Annotated in this window: 15 protein-coding genes and 3 pseudogenes; 11 read left to right on the forward strand and 7 right to left on the reverse strand. The window is 57.2% G+C overall.

Annotation, left to right across the window (positions count from 1 at the left end; translation table 11 throughout):
• Positions 1-427: 427 nt before the first annotated feature.
• The 4 genes and pseudogenes from XH84_RS11055 to XH84_RS41640 all read right to left on the reverse strand — a co-directional run bounded on the left by XH84_RS11055 (position 428) and on the right by XH84_RS41640 (position 2,730).
• A pseudogene (locus XH84_RS11055) lies at positions 428-1,487 on the reverse strand (ABC transporter substrate-binding protein).
• Between the two features lie 92 nt (positions 1,488-1,579).
• Positions 1,580-1,744, reverse strand: a complete 165-nt coding sequence (locus XH84_RS41630) for a TOBE domain-containing protein (protein ID WP_347338876.1) — start codon at positions 1,742-1,744, stop codon at positions 1,580-1,582.
• A gap of 159 nt (positions 1,745-1,903) precedes the next feature.
• Complete coding sequence (locus XH84_RS41635) at positions 1,904-2,494, reverse strand: ATP-binding cassette domain-containing protein (RefSeq protein ID WP_347338877.1); 591 nt, start codon at positions 2,492-2,494, stop codon at positions 1,904-1,906.
• On the reverse strand, positions 2,491-2,730 hold the full coding sequence (locus tag XH84_RS41640) for a hypothetical protein (RefSeq protein WP_347338878.1): 240 nt from the start codon (positions 2,728-2,730) through the stop codon (positions 2,491-2,493). The genes XH84_RS41635 and XH84_RS41640 overlap by 4 nt, the downstream gene beginning before the upstream one ends.
• A 1,664-nt stretch (positions 2,731-4,394) precedes the next feature.
• Between XH84_RS41640 and tnpA the strand changes: the two are divergent.
• From tnpA to XH84_RS11085, 5 genes and pseudogenes are all read left to right on the forward strand, one after another.
• Positions 4,395-4,745, forward strand: a pseudogene (gene tnpA, locus XH84_RS11065) (IS200/IS605 family transposase); the annotation flags it as partial.
• A 314-nt stretch (positions 4,746-5,059) separates the two neighbouring features.
• On the forward strand, positions 5,060-7,186 hold the full coding sequence (locus tag XH84_RS11070; RefSeq protein WP_128948270.1) for an acetate--CoA ligase family protein: 2,127 nt from the start codon (positions 5,060-5,062) through the stop codon (positions 7,184-7,186).
• Between the two features lie 47 nt (positions 7,187-7,233).
• Positions 7,234-8,076: an enoyl-CoA hydratase/isomerase family protein gene (locus tag XH84_RS11075; RefSeq protein WP_128948271.1), complete on the forward strand. Its 843-nt coding sequence runs from the start codon at positions 7,234-7,236 to the stop codon at positions 8,074-8,076.
• A gap of 1,174 nt (positions 8,077-9,250) precedes the next feature.
• Positions 9,251-10,033, forward strand: coding sequence for a carnitinyl-CoA dehydratase (locus XH84_RS11080; protein ID WP_128948272.1), 783 nt, complete (start codon positions 9,251-9,253; stop codon positions 10,031-10,033).
• A 285-nt stretch (positions 10,034-10,318) separates the two neighbouring features.
• Complete coding sequence (locus tag XH84_RS11085) at positions 10,319-11,206, forward strand: beta-keto acid cleavage family enzyme (RefSeq protein ID WP_128948273.1); 888 nt, start codon at positions 10,319-10,321, stop codon at positions 11,204-11,206.
• A 613-nt stretch (positions 11,207-11,819) separates the two neighbouring features.
• Here XH84_RS11085 and XH84_RS11090 read toward each other — a convergent pair.
• On the reverse strand, positions 11,820-12,275 hold the full coding sequence (locus tag XH84_RS11090; RefSeq protein ID WP_128948274.1) for an acyl-CoA thioesterase: 456 nt from the start codon (positions 12,273-12,275) through the stop codon (positions 11,820-11,822).
• Positions 12,276-13,651: 1,376 nt separating this feature from the next.
• Between XH84_RS11090 and XH84_RS11095 the strand changes: the two genes are divergently transcribed.
• The 3 genes from XH84_RS11095 to XH84_RS11105 all read left to right on the forward strand — a co-directional run bounded on the left by XH84_RS11095 (position 13,652) and on the right by XH84_RS11105 (position 16,510).
• On the forward strand, positions 13,652-14,482 hold the full coding sequence (locus XH84_RS11095; RefSeq protein ID WP_245471693.1) for an amino acid ABC transporter permease: 831 nt from the start codon (positions 13,652-13,654) through the stop codon (positions 14,480-14,482).
• 13 nt (positions 14,483-14,495) lie between these two features.
• Positions 14,496-15,260: an amino acid ABC transporter ATP-binding protein gene (locus XH84_RS11100; RefSeq protein ID WP_128948276.1), complete on the forward strand. Its 765-nt coding sequence runs from the start codon at positions 14,496-14,498 to the stop codon at positions 15,258-15,260.
• A gap of 287 nt (positions 15,261-15,547) precedes the next feature.
• Positions 15,548-16,510 (forward strand): NAD(P)H-dependent flavin oxidoreductase, encoded by a 963-nt coding sequence (locus XH84_RS11105; RefSeq protein WP_128948277.1) that lies wholly within the window; start codon positions 15,548-15,550, stop codon positions 16,508-16,510.
• Positions 16,511-16,722: 212 nt separating this feature from the next.
• Here XH84_RS11105 and XH84_RS11110 read toward each other — a convergent pair whose 3' ends face one another.
• Both XH84_RS11110 and XH84_RS11115 read right to left on the reverse strand, forming a co-directional pair.
• Positions 16,723-16,899 carry a hypothetical protein gene (locus XH84_RS11110; RefSeq protein WP_245471694.1) on the reverse strand — a complete coding sequence of 59 codons (177 nt, stop codon included), beginning with the start codon at positions 16,897-16,899 and terminating at the stop codon, positions 16,723-16,725.
• Positions 16,900-16,930: 31 nt separating this feature from the next.
• Positions 16,931-17,317, reverse strand: a complete 387-nt coding sequence (locus tag XH84_RS11115; RefSeq protein WP_128948279.1) for a transporter substrate-binding domain-containing protein — start codon at positions 17,315-17,317, stop codon at positions 16,931-16,933.
• A gap of 747 nt (positions 17,318-18,064) precedes the next feature.
• On the opposite strand from XH84_RS11115, the pseudogene XH84_RS11120 reads away from it, so the two are divergent.
• The 3 genes and pseudogenes from XH84_RS11120 to XH84_RS11130 all read left to right on the forward strand — a co-directional run bounded on the left by XH84_RS11120 (position 18,065) and on the right by XH84_RS11130 (position 21,768).
• Positions 18,065-18,558 (forward strand): annotated as a pseudogene (locus XH84_RS11120) (Lrp/AsnC family transcriptional regulator).
• A 345-nt stretch (positions 18,559-18,903) separates the two neighbouring features.
• Positions 18,904-20,925: an alpha-ketoacid dehydrogenase subunit alpha/beta gene (locus tag XH84_RS11125; protein ID WP_128948280.1), complete on the forward strand. Its 2,022-nt coding sequence runs from the start codon at positions 18,904-18,906 to the stop codon at positions 20,923-20,925.
• A gap of 33 nt (positions 20,926-20,958) precedes the next feature.
• Positions 20,959-21,768 carry an IclR family transcriptional regulator gene (locus tag XH84_RS11130; RefSeq protein WP_128948281.1) on the forward strand — a complete coding sequence of 270 codons (810 nt, stop codon included), beginning with the start codon at positions 20,959-20,961 and terminating at the stop codon, positions 21,766-21,768.
• Positions 21,769-21,841 lie beyond the last annotated feature (73 nt).

The raw sequence follows: 21,841 nt of genomic DNA on the forward strand, positions 1-21,841 counted from the left end.
CTTGATATCACCTGGCTGAGAGCGCTAGCCAGCTCATAATTTATCAGTTGCCGATCGCGCCCGCGGTCTTCTGCGCCCAGGCCTGCTTGAGGTCTCCAGCGAGAGCGGCATAGGCGCTCTCGTTCGGAAGGTCCTTGCCGTCCCAACCGCTCAGCGCTGCCATGGTTCGCGGCATCAGCCCCAGCAGCGCATCATCATAGACCGCGTTGAAATCATTCGGCCGATCGGCAAGACAAAAGCGATCGCGGCAGGACCAGGGTGAAGGCGCTGGCGCTCGACCGACTGCAGCTTGGTCCGCAGCGGAACGTCTGGGCTTTCAGCGATTTTGAACAGCCATTGTCGCCATTTCTCTCTCTCTCTCTCTCTCTCTCAGTTCATCCATTGAAGGCGCGAAGACCGAAAGTCTTCCCGCCGTTCTTTCCCTAGTCTACTTCGCGAGCCAGGCGCTGAATCGCTGGCGCAACTCGTCGCCCTTCTCGTTCCAAAAGGCTTTGTCGATCTCCAGAGCATTTCCTATATGATTCGGCGCAATCGGAAGGTGGGGCAGCATCGCCGGATCAACAAGCGCCACCGCATCCTTATTGGCGGGCCCGTATGGTGTGTAACGCGTCAGATCGGCCTGCGCTTGGGGTGAGCTGGCGAAGGCGAGGAACTTGTAGGCATCGTCCAGGTGTCGCCCGCCCTTGGGAATCACCCAGAGACCCCACTCCAACAGCTGGGCATCCCACATGATCTCGAAATGTTTGCCGGAGTTCTTGACAGCATCGTAGATCCGGCCGTTCCAGACTGCGGTCATGACGACATGGCCATCAGCGAGAAGCTGCGGCGGCTGGGCGGTGGACGTCCACCAGATGACGTCCTTCTTGATCGTGTCGAGCTTCTTGAAGGCGCGATCGACTCCCTCGGGCGTGTTAAGGACCTTGTAAACGTCCTTGATGGGCACACCATCGGCGATCAGCGCCCATTCGAGAGTGCCGGAGGGATTCTTCGACAACCCGCGCTTGCCTGGGAATTTCTGCGTGTCGAACAAGTCGGCGATGGTCTCCGGGCCGTTCGGCAGCTTGTCCTTGTCATAGGCGACGACCTTGGCAGATGTGGATGAGGGCACCCCGCAGTCGTGCTTGTCGGCGCCCTTGAACATAGCCCGGTCAAGACCCAGCTTTTTCCAGTCGATCGTCTCAATGATGCCCTCGGCGCACAACTTAGTGTCCCAGAGCGGGTCGCCGTCGACAACGTCCCAACTCACGGTCTTGGACTTGACCATAGCGAGGATCTTGGCATTCTCCGCGTTGTACTCATCTTCGGTGATCTTGATCCCGGTCGCCTTGGTGAAGGGTTCGAAAAAGGCTTTGCGCAGGGCCGTCTGGTAGGCCCCCTCCAAAGGAGGTGATCGTCAGCTGATCGGCCGCAAAGGCGGGTTTCGCCGGCGCAAGCGCCCCCGCTGCTAGGCAATTTACGCCGACGATCAACAATAGTGTGTTCCTCATCGTCTGCTCTCTCCCTGCTATGCCGTCCCCAGGATGTGACGGCGTTGTTGAAACCCCGACCAAACGCCTCGAGGCGAACCGTCGCGCCATCGTCAGGACGCGTCGAGCGCCCGACAATCGTCCGTTCTCCAGCCGAGGGTGATCGCAGCACCCCGCTCGACCTGCATCATGCCCTCCGAATTCGGCAGCTTGACCACAAAGTCATCACGGCCGCAGACCGAAACTCGGATTCGAACGTGGTCGCCCAAATAGATCACCTCCGTAATCTGCGCGCTGAAGATATTGGGCAGCGAACCTGGGCTTCACTTGCTCCGGCCGCAACGACAACACAGTCGGCCGACCGATCGCCTCGACATGGATCGCCAGAGCCTGCACGTTAACCCCGCCTGCAACCTGCACTTGATAGGCCGCGCCATTCATCGCGACGACCTCACCGTGGAGCCAGTTGTTCTCGCAGATGGCGACGAAGGCATTGTGCGGCCGCTCGTACACGCGGCGGGCGCGGCGAGCTGCTGGGTGACCCCCTCGTTGAACACCGCGGTTCGGTCCGACATAGTCAGCGCCTCGCCCTGGTCATGCGCACATAGACCTACGGTGAGGCCGAGGTCCTCGTGGATGTGCTTGATCTCGAATTTCTGCTCGCGCAGCTGCTTGTCCAGCGCGCCGAGCGGCTCGTCCATCAGCACGAGCTTGGGATCGAAGACCAGGGCCGAGGGCAAGCGCGACGCGCTGCTGCTGGCCGCCCGAGAGTTGACTAGGCCGGCGCTTGCCATAGGCGCCGAGCCGGACCATCTCGAGCGCCCACTTGATCCTGGCCTCGATCTCGGCCTTACCGATCTGCGAACCTTAAACGGGAAGGCGAGGTTTTCCTCCACGGTCATGTGCGGAAAAAGCGCGTAGTTCTGGAACACCATGCCGATATTGCGCGTGTACGGGAGCATCTTGATCGAGCGCCCCTCCAGAAAAATGCAGCCCTGGCTGGGCACCTCGAAGCCGGCGAGCATCATGAGCGTCGTGTCCTGCCGGAGCCGATTTCGCCGACGTAGGCTTTCTGAATGTCGGAAAACTTCACAGCGGCATTTTTCGTGCCATGACCCTCCCTCCGGTCGCGGCGCTCCTCCCGTTGCTCGGCGCTGCCGACTACGAAACCACCATGTTTTTCGACGGAATGCAGCTTCGCGAGTTCATCGAGACCGCCGGGGCAAGCCTGCATGAGACGCTCCCGATCGAACGATTGGTGCATTGTTGCCGCACCCACATTTCTCCCTATCCGACCTTTGCAGCTCGACAGAAGTTATGTCTACCACGGAAATATTATGAGGCTTCTAGAGCTTAATTTCTTTATTTTGCGCGCCTCAGGAGGCGAAATCCTGCGCCGATGCCGGGATAGAAGGTGTGGACTAACCAGTGAGGGCACGAAAAGCCATCCGAGCTTTGGACAACGAACGCCGAGCGACTATCGGTTTGCGTAGGTAAAGCGTCATGGACCCACGTTGGGGCGGGTCGGGGAGCTGAAAACGCCTGACTGCGTGGATATCACCCGCCCGAAGGTTTTGCGCCATAATTGAATGAGCCCCCGCCGCCGGTGACCGATCTCTTTGGCCGAAAGGGGCGAACGAGGCTGGCTGCGCAACCATACCGCCACGTGCGGGTTTTGGATCGGCCGACGAACACCTTGGCATAATCGACCTCGACTTAACCCGCCTCGCTCGCGATGAGGATGAGTGCCACGCCTTCCGACGATGACGGCGTCAACACGCGAGATTTTCCTCGCCAAAACAGCCAGCAGTCGTGCGGCTGTCGTCACTTTTGCCTGCGTGCCGCGGCACTTTTCTCATAGCGCCAAAACAACACGCGCTTCGTTCAAGCCGGCTCCTATGGGTCGCGATAAGTGCCTCCGGTGTCGTCCCGAGAGCGCGACCTCACAAAACCTTCAAGATCCTGGGGGCATCCCGCGATCACTCGCAAATCCCAAAGGCGCGTCGTAGACCTGCTCAAGATCGCATCAAATCGGTCCGCAAGAGTCAGGTGCCCGCCATCAAAATCGTCGGCCTTGAGATGGGCCAATGAGTGATCAACGTCTTCAGAAAAGGTAAGAGAAACTATGCTCGGAATACGTCCTTTCTCACCGCAGCTTTCCGCGATGATTCCGCCGACGAATGGTTGTCCGCGCTCACGCAGCGACGACGGTGTAGCTCTCTGCGAGAACCTTCACGTCATAACATTGGCAGTCGATACTCCCGGGCAAGGTGAAGGCAGGTCGAACATGCGGTCGGTGGCGGGCGCAAAGGCTCGTGCGCTGCCCCAACGGCGAAGTTGGGAAGGTCGACGCGGTCAGTTCTCCTGAGCGTCGGATATACCGAAGCAGAATTGCCGTGGTATTCGCCGCATTGTCGCTAGTATTTGCCAACTTGAGAAAGCATGACACTTTCATCCGCCGCCAAACGGCAAATTCCATCGCACTCCGTAAATACATCCGATCGCAAGACACTAGCGATTTGGCAGCGGTTCAGAAGCGGAGGATTAGCATGAGGACTGGCAGCTTGCCCCTGCATTTCATTGCCTGCAACGGAATCCCGTCGACGTAGCACCCGCAAGTCTCCCAAGTGCTGGAAGGGACGCGACCTTCATGACAATCCCTCAAATGGTGGGCTTTGCTTAGGTGATACTATTTGGATAAGTGCGCAGTCCGCGGTCGCGCCAGATAGCCTATTGCGGTCTCGCGTACCAAAACTGAACCCTAGCCTACCAAGGGAGGCCTCCGGCCTGCCGGGGAGGCAGCAGAAGTTTGACGCTTCATCGCTCGTCCATCGAGGAAGCTCTCGAGCCACCATGCACATGAGAAGGAGGTTCGCGATGGAGATTTACGAGAGTCTAAACCACAGCAAGTGAGAGCGCAAATATCACGTGGTGATCATTGAGGCCGAGTTGGAGGCAGCATCTCGAGGAGGTGTTCCGAAGATCGGCATTGCCGAAGGAGTGCAGGGTCGAAGATGGGCATTTGATGCCGGATCACATTCACATGATGATTTCGATCCCACCCAAATGTGCGGTGTCGCAAGTGATTGGGCACTTCAAAGGCAAAAGTGCAATCCACGTGGCAAAAGTCTATGGAGAGAGGGAACGCAACTTGTAAGGCAGCAGCTCTGAGCCGGCAGATACTTCGTCTTCCGTCGGTCGAGACGAGGCAGTGATCAGGGAATACATCCGCAAGCAAGAGGCCGAGAATACCGACTTGAGCAAACGAACAAGTGGCGGCAAGGCCGCCTTTGGCGGTCACGTTCATTCAAGCACGTCTCTCGGAAATTGTGCCCTTGCCAAAAATCGGCACGCCAAAGGAGATATCACCCTGCGTACCTGAGCAACTCTAGCCCTGGATGGCCAGCTCAACGCCGTGATGACGGGATGTCGCCGATTTGCGGACTTCACGAGCGGACGAGCGACATGCGACGCGCTGCGCAAAGCCTCCCCAGTTCGCAGGATTTCCTCGTTTATTTTCCAAATATTGCGGGCTGACTGCGTTGGTGTGTCTTACATTCTAAACTCCTTAACTTCTCTACTGAAAGGACAACGTGCTGACACGGTACCGCCCCCATAAGTCGACTCCGGCAAGCGAAGGTGCGCTGTTCGCCCTCTTCCAGCCGAAATCGGTAGCGGTAATCGGCGCAAGTCCCGCGTCGGAGGCCCGCAGCCAATCGCTCGAATATTACAAACGGATTGGCTACTCGGGAAAAGTGGCCGCGGTGAATCCGAAGTACGACCGAATTGCCGGCTACTCCTGCTATGATTCCCTCAAGAGCATGCCGTTTGTGCCCGATGCTGTCCTCATTCTACGCAATCGTGAGGGATCGGTAGCCGCGCTCGAAGAGGCGGCGGAGGTCGGAGTTCGGGCCGCGGTTATCCCTGAGATTGGATTCGCGGAGTCCGGAGGTGCAGAAGGAGTTGCGGCGCAAGCTAAGATTGTAGAGATTGCGCAAGCCTCTGGAATGGCCGTGCTCGGACCAAATTCCAGTGGGTTGATCAACTGGATTGACCGGGTGCATCTAAACATTTCGTTGGCTGAGGTACTTAAGCCCGGCTGTGTCGCTCTATTGTCCCAAGGCGGGGGAACAAAACTCGCTCTGATGGGCGGCGGTCGCGGCGTACGTTGGAGTCACGTCGTCACCTGCGGCAACGAAGCTGTCACAGGTAGTGCCGATTTCCTGCGCTACTTCGTGGATGATCCTCGCGTCCGAGTCATCTGTGGATTCGTCGAAGCAGTTCGTGATCCAGAGAATTTCTTCTTCGAGTGCGACCGGGCTCGCGCTGCCGGCAAGCCCGTGATTCTGCTAAAGCCCGGACGCACGGAGGCGTCTCGCGAACTGGCCACCGCGCATACAGGTGCGCTCACCGCGCCCTATCGCTTCTACCGCGAGCTGTTCAAGAGGCACGGCGTGGTGCAGGTGGATTCGATCGAAGAATTGCTTGCCTCCGCCCTCATAGCGCAAGCGGGGCGGTCTCCGGGCGAAGGACGGCTTGGGGTAGCCTGCCCATCGGGTGGGTTAGTCCAAATGTATGCGGATGAGTTGGGCAAGTGCGAGGCGCTCAGCTACGCCGAATTGCAACCGCAGACGGTTAACGGACTCCGCAGCTTCTTGCCCGACATAATCGCTTGCAGAAATCCTCTCGACTTTTGGGGGGTCGAGAATTTGAAAGAAGACTCCAGGAGGATCTTCCATACGATAGCAGGCGACGCGAACGTGGACGTTTTCGCAACACTTTACGATCCGAGTCACCCTGGTCGAAATGGTGCGGCATACGAAACGTGGGCTGAATGCGCAGTAGAAGTGGCCGCAAAAACAAACAAGCTCGTGACGCTGATGACGCCAGTAGATGGTTCAACGTCGCCTGAGAAAATCGAAAGCCTGCTCGATAAAAATGTAGTGGTCCTGGGGCAGAGAGAAGCTTTTCGGGCTCTTGATCGTGCGGTGACATGGTCCCGTCCTGCGCCGCCGCTTGCAGATGAAGCGCCGATCGACCGATCGAGCATGAAGAAGCGTCTTTATGACTTCGGCGGAAAGCCATTTTCGGGAAGGCCGGCGCTCGAGTTCTTGGCTGCTGCGGGCGTCCCCGTCGTCGAAAGTCGTTTCGTCGGAAGCGTCGATGACGCCGTCAGCTCCGCGAACGAACTCGGATATCCGGTTGTCGCAAAAATCGGCGACACGAATGTGCTTCATCGAACTGAGCTCTCAGGTGTCGTAACAAATCTGAGGAATGATTTTGAATTGTCATCAGCGGCGGCAACACTCTTCGCCGGTGGGGCGCAGGTCCTTATCGTCCAACCATATGTGCGAGATGGTGTCGAAATGATCCTTGGCCTGGAGACGGATGATGTTCTCGGATCATTCGTTGTGCTTGGCCAGGGCGGAATCTGGACCGAGATCATGGACGACGCCGCGCTTCGCCCCGCGTGGCTCAGAGTCGGCGAACCGCAACAGATGATTGCTGAGCTGCGCGTCCAGAAGCTGCTGCAAGGATATCGCGGCGCTCCCGCGCTGGATACGAGAGCTTTGATGAGTGCTGTCGGACGACTTGACGCGATCGCCCGAACACTCGGAGATGAAATTCGCTCCATCGACATCAATCCGCTGTTCGTGCGCAAGCATGGCGTCGTCGCGGTCGATGCACTCATCGTACCAGTCGGCTCGCGCGACAGTTGAACTGTTCAGCTGTGGCTTTGCTTAGCAACCGGAAAAGGAAGAAAATCATGGAATACACTGCCATTAAATACGAAGTGGACGATCGCGTTGCGCGGGTTACCTGGAATCGGCCGAAGAAAATGAATGCCATCTCGATCAAGCTGCGCAAAGAATTTCATGATGCGCTAGCGGTCGCCGATGGCGATCCGGAAGTTCGCGTGATTGTTGTTAATGGCGCCGGCGGGCGCGCATTCTCCGCGGGCTTTGACCTCAATGACGAAGATGCCGAAGTAAAGGCCGGCGGTGAGAAGCAAAGAACCGTGAACGATTGGAAGAAGATCGTCGATGATTCCTTCGACTTTCTTTATTCTCCTTTCAAGTGCTCTAAGCCGGTGATCGCAATGGTCAATGGCTATTGCCTGGGAGGAGCGATGGACTTCATTTCGATGTGTGATCTTCGTTACTGCTCCGACGACGCGCGCTTCGGTGCTGTCGAGGTCCGGTTTGGGCAACCTGTTATGATGATGTCGATTCCGTGGGTTATGGGTCAACGTTGCCGTGAACTAGTCTACACCGGAGATCTGTTCGATGCGCAGGAAGCATATAGGCTTGGCTTTGTGAACCGAGTCTATCCGAAAGAGCGTCTCGAGGAGGAAGTCATCCGCATAGCGAAGCGCATCTCGCGCGTCGCTATGCCGACCTTGGTGTGGCACAAGCGCGCACTGAATAATACCATGAACGCGGGAGGGTTCGACTCTGCCTTGCGCTACGGGGCCGATGCGGGTCTGATCATGGAAAATTCCGACTCGGAGTTCAAGGGATACGCGCAGATCCAGCTGAGAGAGGGGACTGCGGCGGCAAACCAGTGGGTGAACTCGATCTTCGCGCCTTTCGAGAAGAAGAACGATTGATCAATTTGCGACCCGGGGTGTGTGTTGCCCATTGTCAGCCGATGGCAACACAGCCAAAAAAGGCGATGGATTGGAGAGGCTGCAGGACTGCAATAACTCTCTGGAGAGGAAGCGCCACGGCAAGCTATGCGCACACGGCGGACTCAAAGTAGCCTTTCGGTTCGCTGCCGTCTGCTTCCGATCCCAGTGATCACTAGCTGATTTCCGCACCTTCCGGCCGGCCGACGCGACGGAGCTGAACGATCCGGGCGACGACTCCTGCAGCGAGATCATCAACGAAGTGAGTGTGACATCGTGCGATCACTCGTAGGAATTCCAGCACTGGTGTTCCAGAGTTGCGCTTTTGCAACTCGCCGGTTGCCGCTCATTCTTACACTATAATGGCGCACGTGGAAAAGTGCGTGCGCCAAGCGCTCAAACTGGTAAAGTTACGTCACTTTGCACCGGCCAGCAGCAACTTATGACGTCGTTAACAGCCCTATCGACGTGGAACGTGCATGATCTTGGGGCGTAGCTCGCATACACGATGAGACGACGTGGAAGTCATTGCGCGATTGCAGAAGGCAGTCGCCCATTTCGGATGACGTCCTGGGCATGAGCCAAGATCCGACAGATTACGGGGCCAGATCTACGGAGTACAGTACACGTCATTGCAAGCTCCTGGTTTGTTGTCCTGTATTGCGAGCAAGAACGGTCGAGTAATTGCACCGCTGTCACACCGATACCCAAACGTTGTTGCGAGACGTTTATAGGTTGCGCATGCGGCGATTGCTCCAGAGTAGGGCGGGCGGAAGTTGGCTCGATAGTCATTGGCAGGCGCGAAGCGCAGGTGAAAGACACCAGTATTCTGCCGATGCGATACGTCGGCTGCAGGAGGTGAATCTCGATCCTCGTCGCTCTCGGCTCTGGTTTCAACGTGTCGCAATCAACAAAGGAGGATCCTTCTACTTCCCGAGTGAAAATTGAGGCTTATTCTCGGGTAGCCCTGCAGTATCTGATACAAATTCTTTCGTTCCGCCCTCGTGTAGGGCCGAATTTAGGCGCGCGGCACCAACACTTTGCAAGAAACGTGTGTTGAACTGAAATACACTGCTGCAAAAGGTCGCTCTAGCGGCCTCTGCGCAAGCAAGCGCGGTAGTCGGATCGTCAGACGACGGTCAAGGAGAAGGAAAGAATGGCCGAAATTGTCACCACGCGTCGCGAGGGCGCGGTCCTCGAAGTGACGCTCGATCGCCCGAAGGCAAATGCCATCGACGCGAAGACGTCTCGGCTAATGGGGGAGGTCTTCAAGGCGTTTCGCGACGATCCCGAGCTGCGCGTCGCCATTCTAAAAACCGCTGGTGAGAGGTTTTTCTGTGCTGGCTGGGACTTAACCGCTGCCGCGGCTGGGGAGTCTGCAAATGCCGATTATGGTGTTGGTGGATTCGGTGGCGTGCAGGGACTGCGCGACCTCAACAAGCCTGTAATCGCCTGTGTCAATGGTATGGCCGTTGGTGGTGGATTCGAACTGGCGCTCTCGTGCGACTTGATCTATGCGTCCGATCATTCGTCTTTCGCGCTGCCAGAGATTCGTGCCGGCCAGCTCGCCGATGCTGCATCGGTCAAACTGCCAAAACGTATTCCTTTCCACGTCGCGTTGGATCTTCTGTACACCGGTCGCTGGATGAATGCCGCGGAGGCACATCGCTGGGGTTTGGTCAACGAAGTAATTCCGAAGGAAAAGCTTGAGGAGCGCGTGTGGGAGATCGCGAGGCTGCTCGCTAGCGGCCCGCCACTTGTCTTTGCTGCTATCAAGGAGACGGTGCGCGTCGCTGAGCCACTGAGCTATCAGGATGCTCTGAATCGAGTGAACAGGCGTCAGCTGGCAACGGTTGACATACTCTACGGTTCAGAGGACCGTCTTGAGGGCGCCCGTGCTTTCGCAGAAAAGCGCCCTCCCGTATGGAAAGGTAGGTAGTCGCGCTTCGCGCACGAGAGTCGTGATGGGGGCAACGGGAGAGGCGATGAGGTTGCGGAGGGCTGTTTCATCGATCGTCTTTTCGCCTGCATTGATCCAAGACTTCGATTCAATCCCCAGAGCGCTGGGCAAGCAAGCGAGTAGCGGCAGCGGAGCCCTCCGCCGCCCTTTGAACCAAGATCAGATATGAGTGATTGCGCCGGCTAGATCCTTTAAGGCGCAATGATCTCTCTGCTTGCTGCGCTCGTTCTGAGATAGGTTTCGTGGTCATAGGAGGAGCTGAGGATGATCTCGGAGGTGTTCATTACTTGTGCGGTCACGGGGGGCGGGAGCGCTCCCAAAAGTCCGCATGTGCCGGTAACCCCGGACCAGATCGCCGATTCGGCGATCGAGGCGGCGCGGGCGGGAGCGGCAGTGGTGCACATCCACGTGCGCAACCCTGAAACCCGGCGTGGCTCGCGGGATCTGGCTCTCTTTCGGACTGTTGTACAGCGCATTCGGAAGTCCGATGTGAATCCGGTTATAAACCTAACTGGGGGGTCAGGCGGCGATCTCGTGCTCGGCGGGCCTGACGCGCCCTTGCCGCTCGATCCTGCGACAGACGCCACAGGCGCGCTTGAGCGACTGTTGCATGTAGAAGAATTGCGTCCGGAGATCTGCACGTTGGATTGCGGGTCTATGAACTTCGGCGCCGGTGAGACTGTCATGGTCAACACTTATCCGATGCTGCGCAAGATGGCCGCGCGATTGAAGGAGCTCGGGGTCCGTCCTGAGCTTGAGGTATTTGATACTGGTCACCTAGTGGCGGTACACGATTTGATCAAAGAAGGGCTCATCGACGATCCGCCCTTGATCCAACTATGCATGGGGATTCCCTATGGTGCGCCGGGTGATTTGACTACGCTAATGGCCTTGGTGCATCGACTCCCGCCCCGCGCTATTTACTCTGTTTTCTCGATTGGACGAATGCAGCTTCCGTACGCAGCGTTGGCCCCGTTGGCCGGCGCGAACGTACGGGTGGGGCTGGAGGACAACTTGTACCTATCCCATGGCCGGTACGCGACCAATGCCGAACTCGTGCAGCGGGCGACCGAGGTCCTTGAGAGAATTGGAGTCCGCGTGATAGGCCCGGATGAGGTGCGCGAGAAGCTCGCCCTCAAATCCCAAGTATGACGTCGGAACTGAAAAGGTTCTACTGACCGTCAGGTTGCTTGCGTGCAATAATCGGCGGAGGGTGGGCGGCTCCTTTATCCTCAATCAGGTGACGCTCAGCTGCCTGTCTCTGAGGTACGCAAGCTGGCCAGCGAGCGCTGGCGTACCCGACGGCCGGCGCAGGCCCCGTTAGCGGCGGAGGGATGACAAAACCTGGTAAACTCGGTCTAAAAGTGCTGCGCGGCGTCGGCCGTGAGCCGATCCCAACGCGAGCCTTGCGCCAACGACTAAAGCGATTGTGGGCCGGTCGTGTAGCCACCATATCACTTGGGCCGCAGCTGCCCCGCGCAAAAGATGCCGCCGATCAAAGGGACTATTGGTCGCCGCCTGCATTCGGCAACGGCGGCTCTGAAACATTGAACAGAAAACCTAGCACGTTGCCGGTCCCACCAGCAAAACGGGTCGGCCACAGGATCTCATTCGCCGCAGCTCCTTTTCACATCCAATCAGCCAGCATCCTAAGCTGACGCGAAGCAGAACCTGATGTTGCGGAACCGTGCTACAGGTGCCTCCCTGGGCGGGTGTCGAGCGGGCAGCCGTCGAGATCGCAAGTACGTAGTCGATTTAGACAACCTCAGCTGCGAAATGGTCGTCGGCTAATGGACAATTGCGGATGGGCATCAGCCGGAGGGCTACCCCACGCCGCGAAGTAACTGCTTACCGGGCCGGTGAACAGGGCAACCCTCCGGCTCGCGGGGTCGAAGCAGAGGTTAAGTGTCTCGACAGTGCAAGCGAGGTCGCCGGCGCTTTCGATGCGATGAAGAAGATGAAACCGCTTCGTATCCGAGGCAATCAGAGTTGTATGAATATGAACCGATGCTCCCAAGCGCAGTTCGCGAATGTAGCGAACGTGGGTCTCGGTCATGACGAACTGAAGGTCCGGCCCAGGCCCAAAATCATGCTTCGCGCGGCGCCAGACTTCGATGCTCGCAAAATCGGCAATGCGCTGATAGGCCAAGAAATTGACATGATCAAGCTTGTCCAACCAGTCCCTATCGACGACGCCTTCCCAGGTCTTAATCCAGGCCATGTTTTTATCTCCTCGAACTTTGCTCTGATTCAAAGTTGCCCTGATTTGCGAGTAACGCAGAGCAGATCCCCACGCTGCCTCTATTGCGCGGTGCTATCAGCTCTGCCTGGCCATTCGTTCGGATCCCTTCGGCAGCCTCGTCGATATAGATTCCGCATCCTGGTCATCCTCACTCGCTAGTCAGATGCCCTATTGTTTAGCGGCACCAGCCCAGTCGGCCACGACGGCTTCCGAGAAGTTTAGTAGTGCGCCGCCGGTTCAATTTCGAACTGAAACTTCCAGGAGCACGTGCACCCGCTTGCTATCAGCGAAGCTTAGCCTCAGCTCAGCTCTTGTTTTCTCTAATCCAGCCGCTAACTCAGCCAAAATCCTGCTGGCAATGTCCGAATGAAGAGCTTTTGTGCCAAACGCGCTGATCTCGGCGAATCAAATAGGGCTCAAACCGCAATCTGAACTCGATCTCTCAAAATGAAATCGTCGCTCGACCATATTCCCGAAACAGCGGACGCTATTGGCGTGATGAACAAATTCGTCAGGTCGCGTCTTAGGAAGGCTTAGCCGTGTTCCTATGCAGAATGGCGATCACGCGCACTCAGCAGTATATCGAGGTGTGGCAATCGCCTCTTGCCAGCCGAGAACCAACTCCCGGTGAAAACAAGCTGTGAGAGCGCTCTAATCTTCGATTTTGGAATCGCACGCCAAGAACGACTACCACGATCAGTTTGGGAAACGGCGGTCCTCTAAACGCGCAGCCTGGCCAAATTGGAGGCAATAACTCAGGCTGCCAGGACGTACCCCGCAAATGTAATGGCGTATCTGTCGGACTGACGAGCGTCGCTTTCAAAAACTTGACTTAGCCGCGTCAAGACTCGGCCATCGGCTTTCATTCGAACTTTCGAAGTCGATCTGAGATTGAGGAGGAGTTAGTTCGGCTGCCGGACTGATGTCCTGCTCGACAGCGCGTCTCGCGAGGTAACGTGGTTCCTTCGAGAGCGGTCCGTACCCAGATCGTGCGCGGCGATATCGACGTGCGCGCAACTTCAAGAGGCGAGTGGGCGCAGTTCAGCGGATGCGGGTTGGCCGCAGCGCATAAAAATGATGTCCGCCGCGATACGGTCGCAGGAAATTCCTAGGTCTTGAGCGTAACGCGCTGATTTTCCGCAGATTCGGGGTGAACATTGATTAAAATCCACGGGAGGGAAGGCGTAGTTTCTTCCTGCGGGTTTAACGCCAAATGGCGGAGCTAGCACGCGCCGATAAGGAAAAAAGACGATCCTCAGAAGATCGCGCGGTTGATGTCAAAGGCCGGGTGGGAGACAATTTGCGTGTCAAGTGTATCAATCGGAAAACTAGCCGCCGGTGAGCAGGATCACGTCGTGGAGGACATCTCTCGATTAGAGCACGTGCGACGCAAGCATGTAGGGCGGTATCTCAGTGCTGTCGCGGTCGTGGCGCTAGCCACTTGGATTGTGCTGGCCTTTGTGCACGGTCAGATCGACTGGGCAGTTGTTGGTCGTTACCTTACGGCGCGCACCATCATTCTCGGCCTGGGCAACACTGTTCTGATGGCCGCCTTGGCGATGCTGCTAGGAATTCTGATTGGAGTGACGGTTGCGATCATGCGCCTTTCCGCCAATCCTGTGGTCAACTGGGCGGCGGCCGGCTACGTCTGGTTCTTTCGCGGCACGCCGTTGTTACTGCAGTTGCTGCTGTGGTTCAATCTTGCGCTGGTCTTTCCCAAGCTCGGCATTCCGGGGCTCTTCGAGCTGCGTACGGTAGACGTGATGACGCCGTTCGTTGCAGCGTTTCTCGGATTAGGCATCAATCAGGGAGCCTATACATCGGAGGTGGTGCGCGCCGGACTACTATCTGTCGATCAAGGACAGTATGAGGCGGCGAGCGCAATCGGAATGCCCCGTCTTCAGGCGCTGCGTCGAATCATCCTTCCGCAAGCGATGCGCGTCATTGTGCCCCCAATTGGCAACGAGCTCATCGGCATGGTCAAGCTGACATCACTCGCGAGCGTGATCCAGTTTTCGGAGATTGTTCACAACGCAGAGAACATCTATTACGTGAACAATTACGTGATCGAATTGCTGATCGTCGCTGCATTCTGGTATCTGATCGTGGTTACCGTGCTTACGTTCCTGCAAACGCGATTAGAGCGGCATTACGCACGCGGCGCCCGCGCCACGAAACAACGCTAGCCTGGAAGAACACATGAATCCCATCGTTAAAGCCAGCGGCGTGCGCAAGTCCTACGGTGCATTCGAAGCGCTCAAGGGGGTCGACCTTGAAGTAGATCGTGGCGAAGTGCTCTGCATAATCGGTCCATCGGGCTCGGGAAAGAGCACCTTGCTCCGGTGCATGAATCAGTTGGAAGTTGTTGATAGCGGCGCACTCTGGGTGAACGGCGAATTGGTCGGTTACCGTCGGGTCGGACAGAAGCTGTATGAACTTTCAGAGCGTGATATCGCGCGGCAACGCCTCGCAACGGGAATGGTGTTCCAGCGTTTCAATCTCTTCCCCCATAAGACGGCACTTCATAACGTCACCGAAGGTCCGGTTCAGGTACTCAAACAGGAGCGCAAGCGGGCCGAGGTCGCCGCCCGTGAGTTGCTCGCGCGGGTCGGGCTGTCCCACAAATGCGACGCCTATCCGGTCGAGCTATCAGGTGGTCAGCAGCAGCGCGTGGCAATTGCTCGCGCTCTCGCGATGAAGCCAGCACTGATGCTGTTCGACGAGCCTACCTCTGCGCTGGATCCCGAATTGGTCGGCGAAGTGCTTGCCGTGATGCACGATCTCGCGCGGACTGGAATGACAATGATTGTTGTCACTCACGAACTCGGTTTTGCGCGGGAAGTGGCAAATCGAGTGATTTTTATGGATCAGGGGCAAGTCATCGAAAGCGGCCCACCGGCCCAGGTCCTCAGCAGTCCCACACATGCTCGAACTCTGAATTTTATTTCAGCCGTCCTCAATTGACGCCGTGCCCGTTAATCGCAAACGCGTAGAATGGAGTTGCTGGGCGATCTGTGCCCCCTCTTGTGGTAAATGCATTCGGCAGTGATGCATGCATTATGGCCGTCGTCGACGCGGACGCCGGCTGTGATCACGCTGAAGACACGCATTCTCTCCACATAGCGCCGGGAATAGTACACCGAAGTCGAGGCTATGCAGTCCGAGCCAACTGCGAGGTCTCTAGGGAGTGGCTGCTTTCTAGCTTTCATTGCGCAATGGGGCCAGCTCTCGACAGGAATAATGGAGATTCAATGCTCAAGATCCCGGATGTCGAACTTTCCCTGCAGGCCCTCCGTGTACCAGTGTTTGCCGCCCCCATGTTCTTGATCTCCGGGCCTGAACTTCTCTTGGCCTGCTGTAAGGCCGGCATTGTGGGCTCTCTTCCAGCCCCGAATGCTAGAAATGGCGCGGAACTTGAGGAAATGCTGGAGATCATCAAATCGGGCTTGAGCGATCGGCCTGAGGCGCCTTGGGCACTGAATCTGGTTATGCATTCGACTAACAAGCGGCTACCGGATGACCTTAAATTGGTAGAGGCGTTTAGACCTCCGATCGTCATCACGGCCTTAGGCGCTCCTAGGCCGGCGGTCGAAGTCGCGCATTCCTACGGAGGGCTAGTTTTCGCAGACGTCAATTCCGTCGCTTACGCTCGGAAGGCCGTCGCGGCGGGCGTGGATGGCCTCGTGCTCGTGTGTGCGGGAGCAGGCGGGCATACCGGTGATCTTTGCAACAACGTCTTTTTCGAGGAAGTCCGGAGCTTCTTCTCGGGATATGTCGCGCTGGCCGGCGGAATCTCGAGTGGCCGGGCTGTGTTGGCGTCGAGAGCGCTGGGGGCTGATTTCGCATACGTCGGCACCGCCTTCATGGCTGCATCGGAAAGTAGGGCCGATCCGGCCCACCAGCGGATGCTGCTTACGAGTTCATGCGAAGACCTGATCATCACGCGCGCCTTCACAGGTGCTCGAGCCAACATGCTGGTCCCGAGTATTGTGGCGCAAGGGCTTGATCTGGAAACTGTGGCGAGCAGCAGCGCGAAGATGAACTTCACTGGTCTGGAAGGGGCCGAGGTCAAGCCGTGGAAGGGCATATGGTCAGCCGGCCAGGGCGTGGGCAGGATCCGTGAGATCGAGCCTGTTTCCGGCATAGTCGACAGGCTCGACCGCGAATATCGGGCCGCACTCAGCGAGCTCGAACGTTATCGTGTTGTGATGTAATCGGGCGCTTTCCAATCCAATCAGTGCCGAGCTCTTGGAGGTGGTCGAGCTCTATTGTTCTCGCGGAGTAGATAGGGTCGATTTCGATAAGGTTCGCAGATCGGATGCTGATGCGGACGGCAAAAGAGTCCCGTCCCAGCAGAAACGCCTCCAAAGGTTCGGTATTTTCTCTACTCCGCTCGATCTCATTGCAGCGACCGAACACCCAGCAATCAGGGCTCGCCATTGATCATTGGCTTCTCGATTGAAGCATCATCAGGCAGGCCCCACTTATGTAGCAATTGACCATAGGTGCCATCAGCAATCAGTGCGCCAAGTGCATGCTTAAGCTGTCCTCCGAACTGGGGATCATCCTTTGAGAAAGCCATACCGGTCAGCAGCTTGATCACAGGTTTGCCGATGACCGCGAACTGGTCTCCCTCAAACTTGTTTTGATACAGACACGTAGGGTTGATATACGTAATCGATAAAGTTCACGCTGGCACGGCGTTCGGGCGTATCGCCAATTGCACTCGAAAGGATGTCCGTGCGCTTTGTCTTGAGCGGGGCGAAGCTGATTATCTGGGCGAAGCTCGATTGGGTCCAGTTGACTTGCGCGCCCATCTTCGAAGCGATCCCGTTTAGAATATCAATGTCGAAACCAACGAGATTTCCCGAAGCATCGGCGAATTCGAACGGCGGAAATACAGTTACCGCCATTGCATTGATATCCTTTCTTGCTCCTTCCGGGTCCGCGCGCGCGTTAACCAGGCTAAGTGCGACAGCTAGCGTGGTCGCTGTAAGACGAAGCGCAAACCTTGCAGACATCTATCATCCTTTCATGTGTTTTCATTTGAGGACGCAGCGCAATGCAGCGGGAAAATAGCGTCACGACATCACTAGCCAAAGCAAACACTAGGTCGTTCAGAGTCAAATGCTCGGCGTAGGGGCAAGATCACGATATGGAAGTTAACTGGCGCAACCACCGCCATCCGATTCCGTATAGGGAAGCCGCAGTTCGAGCTGGGTTGCGATCCCGCCTCGTTTGGCCGCTTGACGGGGAGCTGAACTAGACCTGCCATAGCACTGGTCGTGACGCCTGGTGACATGCGCCTAAGCTCTAGCGACAGCAAGCAAGCCAAGCTTAGACGAGCTAGGTGCGGCTGCGTCGCGCCAGGCGTGATTCCATCGCGGCTGGTGCTCTGCAATTCCATTCGGAGCTCCAAAAATAGTCAACTAATTATGGTGGCGCTTGAGCGCTGAATTTCCTCATTTCTAAATGGTGTGTGCCGAATTCTGGTGGCCGATCCCGGCTTTGCGAAGTTTTTATGCAAGATCCGCGACCTGCCGCGTCGAGCGTTTCTCTCCGCGAGCCGTTTTCGATGGAGTCCCGACCGCCGCTCAAATAGTGATACAAGAGTTTAATCTTGACACGCGTTGCTTGCCGAATCTACGCTTGCCCTGTTCGGAACAACCGAGTGTGATTCATGGCGAACTCAGTGCTGAGCAGAGACGGAAACAAGCCGTACGCCTGGACTAGGCAATTGCAGGCCAATTGAACGCGGCTTAGCGACGGTGCTCGATAGAATTGATGCTCATTTGCTTGATCTAGTGCAGCGCAATAACCGTCTAGCCAGTGAGCAGCTCAGCGCCAAGGTCGGCTTGTCTGCGTCGGGAGTTCAGCGTCGCCTGAAGCGACTGCGACAGAGGGCGTAATAGAAGCCGACGTGTCGATCATCCGCCCAGCGGCGGTTGGTCGATACGTAACGGCGTTAGTACTCATTACCCTCGAGCGTGGCCGCGCCGACATTGTCGATCGCTTCAAGCAGGCAATGCGCAAGACGACAGACGTTATGAGCGCATTCTGCGTTGCGGGCCAAGCCGACTTCGCGCTGCTAGTGACGGCAAATGATATCGAGAGCTATGAAGACTTCACGCGGCGCCTTATTGGGGAGCACCCCAACATAAAGCGTCTTGAAGCCATGATCGTGATGGATCGGGTGAAAGCGGGCTTCACTTTGCCAATCGCTTCTGTCGCAAGCGTTGCCTGCTCCCTACGTGGCGCCTGACTGGTGGTGTGTTGTGTTGTTGTCGCCATTTCGAGGTTGTGCCCCTGGCCGGTTGCAGGTGCTGTTTACGACGGGGTCTAACGACGCCGGCGGCGAATACGCTCTCAACGACTGTTCAGATCGTCGTTAGTTCGCGAAAACTGCATCGACTAAAGAGAACTGAGCTTTTTGAACTCGTTGGCAACAGCATCTTCTTTGTCACGCGGACCGGGAGGGGACTCGGGGCGCGGCCGAAACGAACGTGTCGGCACGAGGCGTATCAAATGATGATACCATCATAATAACTTGACACAACGTGGGCAGACGACACAGTAGCCGCAGCGAGAATAAAAATGGCGAGCTTCCATGAATGAACGTCCGCATGCTTCGGTTGAAGGCGCCGTCGCCTCAATTGAGGCGGGCTTTGCGCGGCATGCACTTCGGCGCATGACGTTCATTCGCGGCTTCGAGGAGGCGTGCCTGAACCTAAGCGCTGGTGCCGAAGCGCTGGTTGCCGGATCAATCCACCTATGCGCGGGGCAGGAAGCCATTGCGGTTGGCGCTTGCGCCGCAACTGTCGATCACGACCGCATCCTCGCCACTTACCGCGGCCACGGATGGGCAATTGAGGCGGGGCTCGATCCCTTCGAAATCCTCTCGGAGATTTGCCATCGCGAAACTGGCCTCAACGGAGGACGAGGTGGTTCTGCATATTTCATGGGGCCCGGCACCAAATTTGTGGGAGAAAACTCGATTGTTGGCGCTGGTGCGGCGATCGCAAATGGTGTCGCCATGGCGATGGACAAATCGAAGGGCGTCGTGCTCGTCTCGGTCGGCGATGGTGCGATGAACCAAGGTGCCTTGCACGAGGCCATCGTTTTCGCCGCCTATAAAGACCTGCCTGTCGTCTTCGTCTGCGAAAACAACGGGTGGTCAGAGATGACGCCGATCGATCGCATTATCCCGTTCGAACGGCTGTCGCGCCGGGCGAGTGGGTACGGCATCCCCGGCGCGACTATTGATGGCTGCGACCCTGTCGCCGTTCGCGATACGATTGCTCTTGCGATTGACCGTGCACGGGCGGGCGAGGGTCCGTCCCTGATCGAATGCAAAACCGTCCGCTTGTGGGGCCACTACAATCGGGACATTGAGCACTATCGACCGAAAGCCGATCGCCTCACGGCTGCAGGCGCTGATCCGATCGTGCGCCTGCGTAGGCGTCTTCTCGAAAATGGGCTGTTTTCTGAAGACGAGCTGGACGCTGATTTCGCGGAGGTAAAGACACAGATCCAAGCGCTGGTTGAGCGCGTTAGGGCGGCGTCCAAGCCGGATGCTGCGAAGGCCCGCCTTCATGTGGTGGCAGAGGGAGATGCTACCCGGCAAACCCAAGTGCCGGCTGTTGCCGCGAAGCTCACTTACCAACAGGCCGTGAACGAGGCCCTCAGAGACGAGCTGAAAGAGCGGCCCGAGGTTGTCGTTTTCGGCGAAGATGTTGGTTTCGCCGGAGGTATTTTTGGTTGTACTCGTAATCTTCAGCGTGAATTCGGCGAACGGCGCGTCTTCGATACACCTATCGCGGAGGCCTCGATCCTCGGAGCGGCGGTCGGTGCATCGATGTGCGGTTTCCGGCCGGTCGCCGAGATCATGTGGATGGACTTCCTTCTCGTCGCGCTCGATCAGTTGGTTAATCAAGCGGCAAATGTACGCTATATCACACAAGGCAAAAGCAGTGCTCCGATGGTTGTGCGCCTTCAGCAAGGTGCGACGCCCGGCTCGTGCGCGCAGCAGTCGCAGTGCTTGGAAGCGTTTCTTGCGCATGTACCTGGCCTGAAGGTCGGGATCCCGAGTACGCCACAAGATGCCTACGATATGCTTCGTGCGACTGTCGCGGATAACGATCCTTGCGTCATTATCGAATCCCGCGCGCTCTATCAAACAACGGGCCACGTCACCAAGGCCATTTCCAAGCTCGGATCGGCGAAGCTTCGCCAAGAGGGCTCAGACGTTGCAATCATATCTTGGGGCGCTATCGCCAACCGTGCTGAGCAAGCTGCGGAGATCCTTTCTACCAAGGGCGTGCAAGCGGCCGTCCTGGATCTTCGTTGGATTGCACCTTTGGATGAGGGTCAGCTGGTATCCGTCGTTGAACGGTGCGGGGGGCGGGCTGTCATCTTGCATGAAGCGAACCTCACTGGTGGCTTCGGCGCCGAAATCGCCGCGCGGCTTACGGAGCGCGGTTTCCCAAATTTCCAGCGTGTTGGCGCTCCCGATACCCGCATCCCCGCATCGCCCGTGCTGCAAGCGGTTCTTCTTCCTTCCGTCGAGGCGATAGTGGCCGCCGCGGATCGCGTGATATCGCGCGCTTTGCGGTCGATTCATGCTCCTTAGTTACGATTCGGGTTTCCAAAACCGCGAGAGAACATGGCAATACAAACCGAAACCGGACGCAGCACCGGCAAAAAGCGCAAAGTGAAGGAGGAGGCGCTTAAAGCGCCTGCGCCGCGCATTCAGTCACTTGGGCGCGGGTTCTCAGTCCTCTTTCTTATTGCCAAAAGCGAAAGTGGCTTGATGGCGTCGGACATTATCAAGGAAACAAGGCTTAATCGGCAGACTGTTTACCACATTCTTCAGTCGCTCAGCGCCGTAGGAGTCATCGTCAAGAACCACAATTCGCAGCGATATGTTCTGGGACTGAAAGTCGCGGGTTTGATCGAAGCATTCAAACGTCACCTTGCGCCGCCGGAGCGGCTTGCGCCTCTCGTTCGGGAGATTGCAAATCGGACTGGTGAGACTGCCTACGCTGTCGGATGGGCGGAGGGAGAGATCGTAGTCATTTCCGCGATGCGCGGGAGCGCAACAGTGACCGCCATCGACGTGCCGCCTGGCTACTTCGGCAACGCGCATGCGCGAGCGTCCGGCAAGCTTCTTCTCGCGCTTTCCAGCTCCGATACTCGAAAGACTTACTTCGAAACACGCAAGCTGAAGGCGCTTACACCGCGGACCATCACGAACCTTGCGGTGCTGGAAAAGCATTTTGCTCAAATCCGCAAGCAGGGCTACGCCCTCGAAAAGGAGGAATTCGTGCCAGGCCTCAGCTGCATTGCTGTGCCCGTCGGAGATACGGACACGGGTTTCGCGATCGCGGTGTCGGCTCCGTCGCACCGCGTGGAAGAAAAGCTGAAGCTTTACCTCGAAGTAATGCGCGAAGTTGCGATGCGAAGCGATGAATAAGCAGGACGGGCCATGTGAAGCCAAAAAGGTTTTGGCAATCTCACTGCCCCCCATCGAGCTGCGGCGATCGAGC

This window comes from Bradyrhizobium nanningense (assembly GCF_004114535.1).
GTDB lineage: Bacteria > Pseudomonadota > Alphaproteobacteria > Rhizobiales > Xanthobacteraceae > Bradyrhizobium > Bradyrhizobium nanningense.

What these genes read in the sequence shown, in the direction of transcription:
- XH84_RS41635 (WP_347338877.1), bottom strand. Translation starts at nt 2,494, where the DNA reads ATGATGCTCGCCGGCTTCGAGGTGCCCAGCCAGGGCTGCATTTTTCTG.
- XH84_RS41640 (WP_347338878.1), bottom strand. Translation starts at nt 2,730, where the DNA reads ATGCACCAATCGTTCGATCGGGAGCGTCTCATGCAGGCTTGCCCCGGC.
- XH84_RS11075 (WP_128948271.1), top strand. Translation starts at nt 7,234, where the DNA reads ATGGAATACACTGCCATTAAATACGAAGTGGACGATCGCGTTGCGCGG.
- XH84_RS11080 (WP_128948272.1), top strand. Translation starts at nt 9,251, where the DNA reads ATGGCCGAAATTGTCACCACGCGTCGCGAGGGCGCGGTCCTCGAAGTG.
- XH84_RS11085 (WP_128948273.1), top strand. Translation starts at nt 10,319, where the DNA reads ATGATCTCGGAGGTGTTCATTACTTGTGCGGTCACGGGGGGCGGGAGC.
- XH84_RS11090 (WP_128948274.1), bottom strand. Translation starts at nt 12,275, where the DNA reads ATGGCCTGGATTAAGACCTGGGAAGGCGTCGTCGATAGGGACTGGTTG.
- XH84_RS11100 (WP_128948276.1), top strand. Translation starts at nt 14,496, where the DNA reads ATGAATCCCATCGTTAAAGCCAGCGGCGTGCGCAAGTCCTACGGTGCA.
- XH84_RS11105 (WP_128948277.1), top strand. Translation starts at nt 15,548, where the DNA reads ATGCTCAAGATCCCGGATGTCGAACTTTCCCTGCAGGCCCTCCGTGTA.
- XH84_RS11115 (WP_128948279.1), bottom strand. Translation starts at nt 17,317, where the DNA reads ATGTCTGCAAGGTTTGCGCTTCGTCTTACAGCGACCACGCTAGCTGTC.
- XH84_RS11125 (WP_128948280.1), top strand. Translation starts at nt 18,904, where the DNA reads ATGAATGAACGTCCGCATGCTTCGGTTGAAGGCGCCGTCGCCTCAATT.
- XH84_RS11130 (WP_128948281.1), top strand. Translation starts at nt 20,959, where the DNA reads ATGGCAATACAAACCGAAACCGGACGCAGCACCGGCAAAAAGCGCAAA.